Annotated in this window: 14 protein-coding genes; 3 read left to right on the top strand and 11 right to left on the bottom strand. The window is 75.0% G+C overall.

From position 1 onward, the window contains the following. The first annotated feature begins 39 nt into the window (after nt 1-39). The 3 genes from dnaQ to AC0IWM_RS14515 all read left to right on the top strand — a co-directional run bounded on the left by dnaQ (nt 40) and on the right by AC0IWM_RS14515 (nt 2,861). Nucleotides 40-762, top strand: a complete 723-nt coding sequence (gene dnaQ / locus AC0IWM_RS14525) for a DNA polymerase III subunit epsilon (RefSeq protein WP_471756170.1) — start codon at nt 40-42, stop codon at nt 760-762. 132 nt (nt 763-894) lie between these two features. Beyond that, nucleotides 895-1,320: a hypothetical protein gene (locus AC0IWM_RS14520; RefSeq protein ID WP_056472427.1), complete on the top strand. Its 426-nt coding sequence runs from the start codon at nt 895-897 to the stop codon at nt 1,318-1,320. Nucleotides 1,321-1,388: 68 nt separating this feature from the next. Beyond that, complete coding sequence (locus tag AC0IWM_RS14515; RefSeq protein WP_471756076.1) at nt 1,389-2,861, top strand: extracellular catalytic domain type 1 short-chain-length polyhydroxyalkanoate depolymerase; 1,473 nt, start codon at nt 1,389-1,391, stop codon at nt 2,859-2,861. Nucleotides 2,862-2,873: 12 nt separating this feature from the next. Here the strand turns inward: AC0IWM_RS14515 and panC are convergent, their stop codons facing one another. From panC to AC0IWM_RS14460, 11 genes are all read right to left on the bottom strand, one after another. Beyond that, entirely contained in the window at nt 2,874-3,731 is an 858-nt protein-coding gene (panC, locus tag AC0IWM_RS14510) for a pantoate--beta-alanine ligase (RefSeq protein WP_471756074.1), read from the bottom strand. A gap of 87 nt (nt 3,732-3,818) precedes the next feature. Next, the gene (locus AC0IWM_RS14505) at nt 3,819-4,220 is read right to left on the bottom strand and encodes a hypothetical protein (RefSeq protein WP_471756072.1); all 402 of its coding nucleotides are present in this window, start codon (nt 4,218-4,220) and stop codon (nt 3,819-3,821) included. A gap of 50 nt (nt 4,221-4,270) precedes the next feature. Beyond that, complete coding sequence (bla, locus tag AC0IWM_RS14500) at nt 4,271-5,185, bottom strand: class A beta-lactamase (protein WP_471756070.1); 915 nt, start codon at nt 5,183-5,185, stop codon at nt 4,271-4,273. Between the two features lie 25 nt (nt 5,186-5,210). Then, complete coding sequence (locus AC0IWM_RS14495) at nt 5,211-6,518, bottom strand: hypothetical protein (RefSeq protein ID WP_471756168.1); 1,308 nt, start codon at nt 6,516-6,518, stop codon at nt 5,211-5,213. A 5-nt stretch (nt 6,519-6,523) separates the two neighbouring features. Beyond that, on the bottom strand, nt 6,524-7,432 hold the full coding sequence (locus AC0IWM_RS14490) for a tetratricopeptide repeat protein (protein ID WP_471756068.1): 909 nt from the start codon (nt 7,430-7,432) through the stop codon (nt 6,524-6,526). Beyond that, entirely contained in the window at nt 7,432-8,361 is a 930-nt protein-coding gene (locus AC0IWM_RS14485) for a vWA domain-containing protein (protein ID WP_471756066.1), read from the bottom strand. Before AC0IWM_RS14485 ends, AC0IWM_RS14490 begins: the two co-directional genes overlap by 1 nt. Then, the gene (locus AC0IWM_RS14480) at nt 8,358-9,395 is read right to left on the bottom strand and encodes a VWA domain-containing protein (protein ID WP_471756064.1); all 1,038 of its coding nucleotides are present in this window, start codon (nt 9,393-9,395) and stop codon (nt 8,358-8,360) included. The genes AC0IWM_RS14485 and AC0IWM_RS14480 overlap by 4 nt, the downstream gene beginning before the upstream one ends. A 3-nt stretch (nt 9,396-9,398) precedes the next feature. After that, nucleotides 9,399-9,857 carry a DUF4381 family protein gene (locus AC0IWM_RS14475; RefSeq protein ID WP_471756062.1) on the bottom strand — a complete coding sequence of 153 codons (459 nt, stop codon included), beginning with the start codon at nt 9,855-9,857 and terminating at the stop codon, nt 9,399-9,401. Between the two features lie 57 nt (nt 9,858-9,914). Then, complete coding sequence (locus tag AC0IWM_RS14470) at nt 9,915-10,772, bottom strand: DUF58 domain-containing protein (RefSeq protein ID WP_471756166.1); 858 nt, start codon at nt 10,770-10,772, stop codon at nt 9,915-9,917. Between the two features lie 95 nt (nt 10,773-10,867). After that, a complete protein-coding gene (locus AC0IWM_RS14465; RefSeq protein ID WP_471756060.1) occupies nt 10,868-11,878 on the bottom strand; it encodes an AAA family ATPase in 1,011 nt (336 codons plus the stop codon). A gap of 275 nt (nt 11,879-12,153) precedes the next feature. Next, nucleotides 12,154-12,381 (bottom strand): hypothetical protein, encoded by a 228-nt coding sequence (locus AC0IWM_RS14460; protein ID WP_471756058.1) that lies wholly within the window; start codon nt 12,379-12,381, stop codon nt 12,154-12,156. Nucleotides 12,382-12,435: the final 54 nt, after the last annotated feature.

Here is a 12,435-nt window from a genome sequence, read left to right as displayed (position 1 = left end):
ATGGTCCAGTGGCCGAACGCCACCCTCCAGGATCCTTCGATGCTGCGCGAGATCGTCCTCGACACCGAGACCACCGGCACGGACGCCAAGAACGGCGACCGCCTGATCGAGATCGGCTGCGTCGAGCTGATCAACCACGTCCAGACCGGCAAAATCTTCCACAAACTCGTGAATCCGACCCGGCCGGTCTCACAGGGCGCCTTCGCCGTGCACGGTATCTCGGACGCCATGCTGGCCGACAAGCCGCTCTTCGCCGACATCGTCGACGAATTCCGCGACTTCTGCGGCGACTCGCCCCTGGTGATCCACAACGCGCCCTTCGACGTCGGCTTCCTCAACATGGAATATGCCCGCCTCGGCGCGGCTGCCCCTCCGCCCATCGACCTCGCCGACGTCGTCGACACCCTGCAGCTCGCCCGCCGCAAGCACACGGGGGCGGCCAACAACCTCGACGCCCTGTGCTCGCGCTACGGCATCGACACCACGCGGCGGACCAAGCACGGTGCGCTCCTCGACGCGCAGATCCTGGCCGAGGTCTATGTCGAGCTCCTCGGCGGCAAGCAGACCAGTCTCGGGCTCGCCATGACGGAGGTCGAGGAGGTGGTGGTGATCGGGGATGGCGGCGAGGCCGTGCCGGTCGGCCCGCGCCAGCTGCGCCACCGGCTCAGCGAGACCGAGCGCGCCCGGCACGCGGCCTTCATCGCCACCCTCGGCGGCGGGGCGGTCTGGGGCGACTACCTCGGCGGCGAGGAGACGGCCTAGGAGCCGCCGAACCTGCCCGCACCGGTGCGGATCCCCGCGGTCCCGCGATGCTGCAATGCATCGTGCCGCCATGTTGCATCGCAGCAAAGACCTCCCATATACCATCCTGGTGGATGGTAGCGGGAAGGTACGATGCTCGATCTCGAGGACAAGCCCAGGGCGCCGATCCGGGTCGGTGACACCGAGAAGATCACGATCAATCTCGGTTACGTCGACCTCGGCCACATCGACCTTCTCGTGTCCGAGAGCGTCTACGCCAACCGGAGCGACTTCATCCGCACGGCCGTGCGCAACCAGATCGCCCGCCACGGCGACGTCACACGGCAATCGGTCGCCCGCAAGGGCGTCGAACTCGGCCTGCGCCGCTACGAGCGGGCCGAACTCGAGGCGGCCCGCGCCAGCGGCATCCGCCTCGACATCCGCGTCCTCGGGCTCGCCAGCATCGCGCCCGACGTCAGCCCGGAACTGGCCCGCGACGCCATCGCGTCGATCGAGGTCATGGGAAGCCTGCAGGCGACCCCGGGCGTGAAGGCGGCCCTCGCCGACCGCTTTCTCTAGACTGCGTCCCAACCCGCGTTCCCGACCTCGCATGGTTCGACGCCTCGTCGAGCCGGAAAGCGAAACCCATGACCGATTCTTCGAAGACCGACCCTTCGAACCGGATGCAGAACCGCCTCGCCGATATGATGGAGGCGACGCGCCTCACTGCGGCCGGACGCCTGCAGGACGCGACGGACCTGCTGCAGCGCGGCTTCGCCGGCGCATCGCCCGCGTCCCGGCCCCAGGCGGGGCACACCGCTCCGGCCGCCGAACCCCACACCATCGACCTGGTGGCCGAGCGCATCGAGACCGGTCCCGCCGCCCAGCGCACCACCCCCGACCGGTCCGGGGCCTCGATCAAGGCCACCGCGAATCCTTCCTCCAAGCCTGCTTTCTCCAAGCCTGCTTTCTCCAAGCCTGCTTTGTCCAAGCCGGGTCCGGCCGCCGGCGACGAGGCCGGTCTCGCCGCGATCCTGCCGGAGAAGCTGCGCAAGGTCGTCGAGACGGTGACGCGGGGGATCGCTCCGGTTCTCGGCGGCCTCGGGAAGGCCGGCCACGGCATCCCGAACCCAGGCGCCTCGGGTCCCGCAGGCTCCGGACTTCCGGGCGGAGGCCTCGTCGGCAATCTCGGCACCCTCGTCTCGGGGCTGGCCGGCGGCCTCGGCTCGTCGGGCACCGACCAGGCCCGCGCGCCCCTTACCGAGGGCGGCAGCTTCACCGAGCACAGCTTCGCCAATGCGGCCGGCGCGCGGGACTACAAGCTCTTCGTTCCCAGCGACGTCCGTCCCGACCTGCCCCTGGTGGTGATGCTGCACGGCTGCACCCAATCGCCGGACGACTTCGCTGCCGGCACCGGCATGAACGCCCTCGCCGAGGCCGAGGGCTTCCTCGTCGCCTATCCGGCCCAGAGCGGGCGTGCCAACGGCCAGCGCTGCTGGAACTGGTTTCAGCCCGTCGACCAGGGCCGGGATTCCGGCGAGGCCGGGATCATCGCCGGGCTCACCCGCGCGATCATCGCCGAGCACCGGGTCGATCCGGCGCGCGTCTACATCGCTGGCCTGTCGGCGGGGGGCGCCGCGGCGGTGAACATCGCCCGGGCCTATCCCGACCTCTACGCGGCGGTGGGGATCCATTCCGGCCTCGCGGCGGGCTGTGCCCGCGACGTCTCGACCGCGCTGACGGTGATGCGCCTGGGCCCCGTGGCCGCCGCCGATTGCGCGGCGTCCGCGGTGCGGGTGCCCACCATCGTGTTCCACGGCGAGAGCGACGGCACCGTCAACCCGCGCAACGGCGAGCAGGCGCTGGCCCAGGCCGGCATCGACGGGCTGACGCCCGAGGCGGCCGAGGCGGTGAGCCCGGGCGGCCTGCCCTACACCCGCACCCGCTACGCCGACGCGGACGGCCGGGTCGCGGTGGAGGGCTGGATCGTGCGCGGCCTCGGCCATGCCTGGTCCGGCGGCAGCCCGGCCGGCAGCTACACCGATCCGCGCGGACCGGATGCCACGCGGGCGATGCTCGACTTCTTCCGGGCCAATCCCCTGGCGGCGGGCCGGGCCTGAGCGTCCGGCGGGTCAGCCCACCGCCACGTTGTCGATAAGGCGCGTGCGGCCGAGATAGGCCGCCGCCAGCACCCGGGCCGGTCGGGTCGCGCGCTCGACCGGCGCCAGCGTCCCGGCATCGCGGACCTCGAGATACTGCACCGGCTCGAATCCCGCCGCCGCCAGCGCGGCCCGGCCCCGTTCGATCAGGGGACCGGCCCCCGCGCCGGCCACGAGGCCCGCGGCGATCTCGGCCAGGACGGCATGGAGGCGCGGCGCGCGGGACCGCTCCTCGGGCGCGAGGTAGCGGTTGCGCGAGGACAGGGCGAGGCCGTCCGCCTCCCGCAGGGTCGGGACGCCCAGGATCTCCACGGGTAGGTCGAGGTCGCGCACGGCGCGGCGGATCACCAGGAGCTGCTGGTAGTCCTTCTCGCCGAAGAGGGCGCAGTCCGGCTGGACCTGGTTGAGGAGCTTGGTCACCACCGTGGCGACGCCGGAGAAGTGGCCGGGCCGGTAGGCGCCGCACAGACCCTCCGTGAGGCCGCCGACCTCGATCCGGGTCGAGAAATGCTCGGGGTACATGCCGGAGACTTCCGGCAGGTAGGCCGCATCGACGCCCGCCTCCGCCAGCCGGGCGAGGTCCGCCGCGGTGTCGCGGGGATAGCGCGAGTAGTCCTCGTTCGGACCGAACTGGGTCGGATTGACGAAGATGCTCGCCACGACGCGCCGGCCGAGGCTGCGCGCCCGCGCCATCAGGGCGACGTGGCCGGCATGGAGCGCCCCCATCGTCGGCACCAGCACCACCCGCTCGCCGGCAAGCCGCCAGGCGGCGACCTCCGCGCGCAGGGGAGCGACGGCCGTGAACCGGAGCAGGGGGATGGGATCGGACATCGGCAGCTCGTCCTCGGCAGAACTTCGGCGGGGAATCGCGCCTCGGGCGCGAGACCTAATCGCACCGCCGCGGGGATGCCAGACGCCTCAGGGACAATAGGGCCGCAGCGGCCGGCCGTAGGGATCGTCCACCCCGAGAGGCGGGGTGAAGCCGTAATAGCTCGGCTTGCCGAGGCCGTAGGCCGAGCCGACGTAGCTCGGGTCGCCGGGGGCGTCGGTGGGGATGGGAACCCGGCGGGGAATGCAGCCGGCCAGCCGCCGGCGCGGCACCGGTGCGCGGTGGACCACCCCGCCATCCTCCTCCGCCCGCGGGAAGTAACGCGGCAGGCCCTCGGGCTCCGCCGCGTAGCCCTCGGCCGCGCGGCCGGGGGTCGGGAAGGCGAGACCGCCGAAATCCGCCGCACCGGCGGGGACCGTCACCAGCCCGGCCAGGAGCACGAGCGCCGGCACCGGGCCGCCCCGTCTGATCGCCACACCGCCACGCCGCATCGGGTCCACTCCTCGCCGGACGAGGGTGGCAGGCAGGCGTGAACCGAGCGTTAACCATAAGTCTCCGCGATGACCCGGCCGATCGCCGCATGGGCGGCGTCGCGGGCCTCGCTCGGGGCGTCCGATCCCGTCAGGTAGACCGCCGCCACCAGGGGCGCCCGGGCCGGCGGGCGCAGGAGCGCCACCACGTTGGCGGTGCCGTTGGACCCGGTGCCGGTCTTGTCGCCGACGCCCCACGCCGCCGGAAGCCCGGCCCGAAGGCGCTTCGTCCCGGTACGGGAGGCCGTCATCCAGCCCTCGAGGCGGGCGCGGCCGTCCTCCGTCAGCGTCGGTCCGAGGAGGACCTTCGCGACGGTCGCCGCCATCGTGGCGGGCCGGGTGGTGTCGCGGGGATCGCTGGGCACGGCCGAATTCAGGTCGGGCTCGGTCCGGTCGAGGCGGGTCGCCGGGTCGCCGAGGTCCCGGCACCAGGCGGTCAGCGCCGCGGGCCCGCCGAGCGCGCCGAGCAGGAGGTTGGCGGCGGTGTTGTCGCTCCAGACCATGGCGGCCGCGCATAGGGCCTCCACGGACATCGCCCCGGCCTCCGGGCCGCCCGCCCTCAGCGCGCCCCCGGTGACGGGAGCGTAGGCGTCGAGGTCGGCCGCACCGTAGGCGAGTCGCCGGTCGAGCCGTTCGCGGCCGGCCTCGACCCGAGCCAGGATCGCGGCGGCGAGGAGCAGCTTGAAGGTGCTGCACAGCGGAAAGGCTGCCTCGGCGTCGTGCAGAAGGGCGGGTCCGCCGCCCGCGTCGAGGACGGCGATCCCGGCCCGGCCGCCGAGTTCTCCGGCGATCCGCGTGAGCGCCGCCTCGGCCTCGGCGAACCGGCCGGCGGTTCCGCGATCCGGCCGGGCCTGCGCCGCCCCCGGCCGCGGCAGCGCGGGTAGGAGGGTCCCCGCCCCGAGGAGGGTCCGTCGCGTCAGGCGCATGGGATTCCGAACGGTCGTGGCGAGGTCACGGTGCGCTCCGCGCCCGTCCGTCGAGGGGGGCGAGGCGGGCGGGCGCCGCCGCGGCCGGGGCGGTCGCGACGACGGGACGTCCCAGGGCGCGGGCGAGGTCCGGCAGGTCGGGCGCCGTCGCGGGGCCGGGCCCGTAGAGGCTGGCATCGAGAGCCTCGAGGCCCGCGGCGATCTCCGGCTCGGCCCGCCAGGCGCGGGCGAGGTCCGGCTGCTCCAGGAGCACGGGATCGAGATGGGCGCGGAAGGCCCGTGCGTCCCGGGCCGCGGCGGCGCGGCCCAGCGCCCGGCGCGTCCGGGCGTCGAGGCGCCGGCGTCCAGGGCGGCGCCCGGTGCCGAAGCCGAGCAGGGCGAGGCCGAGGCCGAAGGCGCCGAGGGCTGCCGTCGCCACCAGGAGGGGGGAGGCCGGCAGGACGGGTTTCGCCTCGTCGTCCCGGTCGGGCAGGCCGCCGCCGATCTGGCGGGCCGGGATCTCGGCCTCGCGCAGGGTGCGCGAGACGGTGTCGAACCACGGGATGACGATCGCGTCGAGGGGAATGATCTCCTCGATCGCGGGGCGCACGTCCCACTGGTAGGTCACGCGGGCCACGGGTCCGGCGGGGGTGATCAGGGTCTCGCGGGTCACCGGCCCGGCGAAGGTGAGGATGCCGCGGGTGCGCATCACCGGGCGGGGCGGCAGCCCCTCGGCGACCATGCCCTGCGCCTCCAGGGTGACGATGCGCCGGGTGGTCTCGCCTAGCTTCACCGTCTCGGGATCGGGGCTCCAGGAATCGGTGATCGTGACGTCCTTGGCCGGCAGCCACCACGGCTCCTTGGCGTCGGGACCGCCGACGGGTTTCGTCCAGGTGGCGACGGGCAGCGTCACCGGGGCCGAGGGCACGTCGACGACGACCCGCTTGCCGCCGTCGTTGACGGTGAGGCGGTGCAGGAACGGATCGATGGTGAAGTCGCCCGGATGGTGCGGGAAGATCGCCACGACCCGGTCGAAGGCGATCGCCACCTGCCCGTCGGGCAGCCGGGTCTTCGACCAGGCGTCGCGGCCGAGCTGCGTCCAGCTGAAATTGGCCAGCGACGGCTGGATCACCTCCTCGAGCAGGATCGGCTGCCGGTAGACCCCGTGGATGCGCAGCAGCACCATCTCGCGGGAGAACGGATCGGCGTTGCCGTTGCGCTCCGGGGTCACCGTGAGGGTGAGGTCGCCGGGGCCGATCTCGGCCCGGGCGGGGAGGGGCGCGAGGCAGGTGAGGACCAGGGCGAGACACGCCGTCAAACCCCTCTCCCGCGAGGGGGAGCGGGGGGGCTGCATCACACTCACCATGGGTTGCTCCCGCCGGGCACCGCCGTGCCGGCCTCGATGCGGGCCGCCTGCTCCGCCTTCAGGCGCAGCTTGAGATACCGTCCGGGATCGTCCGGCAGGGTCTGCAGCCAGAGGCGGTCGGGGCGGATCTCGTGGGCCTCGAAGCTCTTCGTCACCCGGCGCACCTCGCGCTCGGGGGCCGCCGCGACCATGGCCGAGCCCGCCCCCGTGCGGCCGCGCCCGGCCGCGTCGCTGGCCGAGCCGCGGGCCTCGCCCTTGCCGGAATCCACCGAGACCTGCTCGGCCTTGCCGCGCCGGGCGACCTTGCTGTTGCCCGGCGTCGAGGAGGTGGTGCCGCCCTCCTTGTTGCCGGCCAGGCCCTCGCCGCTGGAGGTGGCCTGGGTGTCGTCGTTGGGATCCTGGTTCGAGGTCTTGTTGTAGCGCGCGCCCACGGTGGCGGTGGCGTTGGCGACACCCCCGCCCTTGCCGGGATCGCCGGCGCCCTCGTCGACGAGGCGGGCGATCAGCGAGCGGTTGGCCTGCGCGTCGGCATCGCGCGGGTTGTACTGGAGCGCGGCGTCGTAGGCGTCCAGCGCCCCCTGCAGGTCGCCGGACTTCGCCAGCGCATTGCCGAGGTTGTAGCTGTTGCGCCGGCCGCCGGTGCGGAACAGGGCGGCGGCTTCCGTGTAGCGCCCGGCCTGATAGAGGGCCGGGCCGCGCCAGGCCGGATCGTCGAACACCCCGGCCGCGGCCCCGGGCAGGCCGGCCCCCATCAGGGCGCGGCCGAGGCTGGTGCGCGGCTGCGCCGTGGCGGTGAGGCCGAGGATGCCGGCCCCGGCGAGCCCGAGGGCGGCGAGGCGCGCCCAGCGGGTCCAGCCGCGGGGAAGGGCGGGCAGGCGGGCGGACAACGAACCGGTCGCCATCAGGCGCTCCTGCGGAACAGGACGAGGGCCGGCAGCAGGGCCAGCAGGACGAGCCAGCGCCCGAGATCGGCGAAGGCCAGCACGGTGTAGCCCCCGGCGGCGAGGTGCTGGGCGGTGCTGGCGCCCACCGCGTCGAGCACCGCGGCCGGGCTGTCCAGGAGGGCGAAGCGGCCCGCGCCGGCATCGGCCAGGCGCTCGAGGGCGCCCCGGTCGGGCTTGGGCGAGCCCGCCGGCAGGCCGGGGCCGGCGGGCACGAACAGCCCGTGCAGGTGCCAGCCCTTGGCCCGGATCGCGGTGGCCTCGCGCAGGGCCGCGTCGCCGATGCCGTCGCCGTCGGTGACGAGGACCACGTCGCCCGCGATCACGCCGGCCTCCTCCAGGGTGCGGCGGGCGAGCGCGAGGCCGCGCTCGGGATGGGTGCCCCGGTCCGGCACGGTGTCGCCGTCGAGGGCGAAGAGGGTCGAGGACAGGGCGTCCCGGTCGGTGGTGGGCGGGGCGGCGAGATAGGCGTCGCCGGCATAGACCACCACCGCGACGCTGCGGGTGCCGGCGGCCTCGGCCGTGCCCTGCGCGACCTGGCGCACGTCCTTGAGGTGCCCGCCCTCCGCGATGGAGCGCGACAGGTCGACCACCACCACGGTGGCGTCGAGGTTGCGGAAGGTGGCGGCGTCCGGGCGCTCCACCGCCGGGCCGGTGAGGGCCAGGGCGACGAGCCCGGCCGCGATCGCCGCGGCGAGGTTCGCCTGCCGGCGTCCGCCGAGCACCGCCCCGCGCCGGGCCAGCAGCGCCATCAGGCCGGGATCGACGGCCCGGGTCCAGTCGCCGAGGGGTGCCGAGCGCCAGGCGGCGCGCAGCGCCAGGGCGGCCACGAGGGGGATCGCCACCAGCCACCAGGGCCGCAGGACGGCGAGGGTGTCGAGGAGGCTCATGCGGTCCGCCGCGACGCGAGGAGGCCGGCCGCGGCCAGGAAGGCGAGGGCGGCGGGCCAGGGCCAGAGGTCCTTGCGCAGGGGCACCGGCGGCGCCTTGGCGCGCCCGCCCTCGATCGCGTCGATGGCCTCCGCCATGGCGACGAGGTCGTCGGTGGTCTTCACGCGGAACATCCGGCCGCCGGTGAGATCCGCGATCTCCCGCAGGGTCTCGGTGTCGACGACGTCCTGCTCGCCGTCGGCGTTGGAGAGGTCGCGGGGGCCCAGCGCGATGGTGTGGACGCGGACACCGAGCTCCTTGGCGAGGCCGGCCACGTCCCGGGGCGTGGTCTGGCCGGCATTGTTGGCGCCGTCGGTCATCAGGATCACCACCTTGGCGGTGCCGGCCGGCGCGCCCTCGGCCTCCGGCCCCGCCGGGGTCAGGCGCTTGAGGGCGAGGCCGAGGCCGTCGCCGATGCCGGTGGAGCGGCCGACGAGGCCGATGGTCGCCTCGTCGAGGGCGCGGGCGACGGTGGCGGTGTCGAAGCTCGGGCTCGCGGCGACGTAGGATTCGTTGGCGAAGATGACGAGGCCGATGCGGTCCCCGGCCCGGCGGCGGATGAAGTCGGTGCCGACGCGCTTGACCGCGGCGAGCCGGGTCACGGTCTGGCCGTCGAGGGCGAAGTCGCGCCGCTCCATCGAGCCCGAGAGGTCCATCACCAGCATGATCTCCCGGCCCGAGGCCGGCAGGGCGGTGGCCGGCAGGACGAGGCGCGGCCCCGCCAGGGCGACCACCAGGGCCGCCCACAGGGTCCAGACCAGGAGGATGCGCCCGCGCCCGCGCGCCGCCACGCTGTCGCCCCGGGCGGCCTCGGCCACCAGGGAGGGGGGCACCCGCAGGGCGCCGCTCGCCCCGACCCGCTCGGGCGGCATCAGCCGGGCCGCCAGGAGCGGCAGGGGCAGGAGCAGCAGGGCATAGGGGCTCGCGAGGTCGAAGGCCGAGGCGAGGGCGGAGAGCCAGTGCGGCAGGAATCCGGTCGGGAGGGCCGTCAGCATGGCTCAGGCCCCGATCCGGGCGAACAGCCGCGCCAGCTCGGCATCCACCGCGGCCGGCTCGGGCGCGCCGCGCTGGTAGAGCCCCTCGGCGAAGATCCGGCCCGCGCCGGCGCTGAAGAAGGTCGTGGCGAAGAGGCGATCGAGGGCGCCGGCCCAGGCGGACCCCTGCGCGTCCGCCGCCGCGTCGCCCTGGAGGGTGCGGGCGAGGCGGCGCAGCAGCTGCGCCTGCGCCACCCGGCGGTGCTCCGGCGGCAGGGCGTTGGCGGCGGCGAGGTCGGCCAGGGCCGCCCGCCGGACCGAGCCGCGCCGGCGCGCCCGCAACAGGCGCAGCAGGCCGAGGACGAGGGCCGCCGTGAAGCCCAGCGCGATGGCGAGCATCACCGCGCCCTGCGCCCCGCCCGTCTCGGCGGGCAGGTGCAGGCCGCGTAGCTGCTCGAGCCCCGCCGGGGCCTCGGGCGTCACCGTGCCGCTCCCTGTCGACTTGGTTCCCGAGAGCCTGGTATCCGGGAGCCTGGCGCCCTACAGCATCGCATCGAGGCGCTCCATCAGCGGCGCGTAGGCCTCCGGACCGGCCTCGACGTCGAGGCGCAGGCCCGCGATGCCGCGCTGGGCATAGGCGACGAGGCGGGCATCGGTGCCCGGCGAAGCCCGCCCGGCCCGGCTCGCCTGCACGGTGCCGCGCCGGCCGTCCGGCGTGGCGAAGGGGTAGAAGCCCGGCGGCCGGGCGCGCTCGAAGGCGTCGCTCACGAGGACGAGGCGGATCGACAGGCGCTCGGCCATGATCGTCAGGAGCGGGTCGAAATCCGTCCCCGCCGCGTCGAGGGCGCTGCCGATGACGAGGTGGCCGCCGGAGGGCAGCAGGCTCTGGGCGAGGGTCAGGGCCGGCGCGAGGGGCGGGTCCTCGGCGGCGCCGTCGGCCAGGGCGCGGGCATGGGCCAGCGCCAGGGCGCCGGTGAGCGCGGTCATCGCCCGCTCGCCGCCGGCGGGCCGCACCACCACGGGCTCGCCGGCGCCGATCGCGACGAGGCCGATGCGGCCGCCGTCGCCGACGATGCGCCAGCCGAGCAGGACCAGGGCCTCCGCCGCCGCCACCGAGCGCAGGGCGCGGCGGGTGCCGAACAGCATCGAGGGCCGCATGTCGGCCAGCAGCACCACGGCGCGGTCGCGCTCGTCGTGGTGGGTGCGCACGTGCAGGATGCCGGTGCGGGCGGTGGCGTTGCGGTCGATGTGCCGGCGGTCGTCGCCCTCGGACCAGAGGCGCACGTCGTCCGGCTCGGAGCCGCGCCCGCGCCGGCGGGTCACGATCCCGCCGGGCAGGCCCGCCAGCGTCCGGGTGGCCGGGCCGGAGCCGCGCCGGGCGAGGTGGCGCAGGCCCATCAGCGCCTCGCCGGAGAGGTGGATGCCCGGCGCCATCAGCGGGTCGGTGTCCGGCGGGAGGGCGGGGGCCGGGCGCGGCGCGGTCATGGTCGCGCTCAGAGCGCCCGCACCCGCTGGACCAGGCCGCGGATGATGCCCCGGGCCGTCTGGCCCTCGGCCGCGGCGCGCCAGGTCAGGCCGATGCGGTGGGCCAGCGCGTCCGCGGCGAGCTCCGCCACGTCCTCGGGGATGACGTGGTCGCGGCCGCGCAGGTAGGCCCGCGCCTTGCCGGCCACCATCAGCGCCAGGGTGCCGCGCGGGGAGGCCGGGTGCTCGATGGCGGCCCGCAGGTCCGGGGCCGCCGCGTCGGTGCGGGTCCCGGCGACCAGGCGCACGAGGTAGTCCTTGAGGGCGGGCGAGACGTAGACGCTGAGGGCGGCCTCGCGGGCGGCGCGGATCTCCCCGACGGAGAGCCGCACCGGCATCGCCTCGGCGTGGTGGTTCAATTCGCCCTCCACGAGATCGAGGATGCGGCGCTCGGCGGCCTCGTCGGGCATCTCCACCAGGACGTGGAGGAGGAAGCGGTCGAGCTGCGCCTCGGGCAGCGGGAAGGTGCCCGCGTGCTCGATCGGGTTCTGGGTCGCCACCACCATGAACGGGTCGGGCAGGGCATGGGTGTGGCCCGAGACCGTGATCTGCCCTTCCGCCATGGCCTCGAGCAGCGCCGACTGCACCTTCGGCGGCGCGCGGTTCACCTCGTCGACGAGGACGAGGGAGTGGAACAGGGGACCGGGCAGGAACTCGAAGTCGCCGGCATCCTGGCGCCAGACCGTGGTGCCGGTGAGGTCGGCCGGCATCAGGTCGGGGGTGCACTGGATGCGGGCGAAGCTGCCGTCGAGCCCGTCCGACAGGCGCTTGACCGCGCGGGTCTTGGCGAGGCCGGGGGCGCCCTCGATGAGGAGGTGGCCCCCGGTGAGGAGGCCGATGAGGAGGCGCTCGACCATGGCGTCGGCGCCGATGAGCCCGTGCAGAAGGCCGTCCCGGAGCGCCAGGATGCGCCCGCGCAGGGCGGCGTCCACGGAAGCCGCGCCGGTGGCCGGCCGTTCGGCGAGGGCCGCGCCGCTCATGCGGACGGGCTCGCGTCGGCCGGACGCAGCGCCCGGATCATGTGTGGGGCAGGAACGGTGGGCCGGTCCATGCGCGTCTCCTCGGTGATCTTCTTTGGGTGATCTTTTTTGGGTCGGATTCTTGCGCGATCCGCCGCCTTCGGGTGTGCCCGCTGCGCGGGCCGGGCGTCAATCCCGCCCCGGCATCCGCGAGGCCGCAGGGCGTGCGCCGGGCCTCCCGGTCCGAACACAACCTTGCGGGCGCGGCGTCAGCGGGCGACGTCGTCCGGTCCCGCTCAGAGCTTCTTCGACATCGGGGCCGCGCCCCGTCCTGCCATGCCCTCGCAGCAGCAGGCGGCCTTCCGGGTCCGGGACGGTTTCATGGCGCCGGCCCGCAGGTCCATCCTGGCCTTGCCGCACATCATGGCGCCGCCGCCTCCGCAGCACCCGGCGGCCTCTGCGGGAGCGAGGCCGGCCAGGGCGAGGGCGGCGGCCAGGGCGAGGGCGGTGAGACATGTCGGCATCGGGAAACGTCCTGCTGTGGCGGGAAGATGTGGCAGATCTAGTCGGAAAACCGT

This window comes from Methylobacterium sp. AC433 (genome assembly GCF_979253015.1).
Note: the sequence above shows the minus strand (reverse complement) of the source record. Positions and strands in the feature narration are given on the sequence as shown.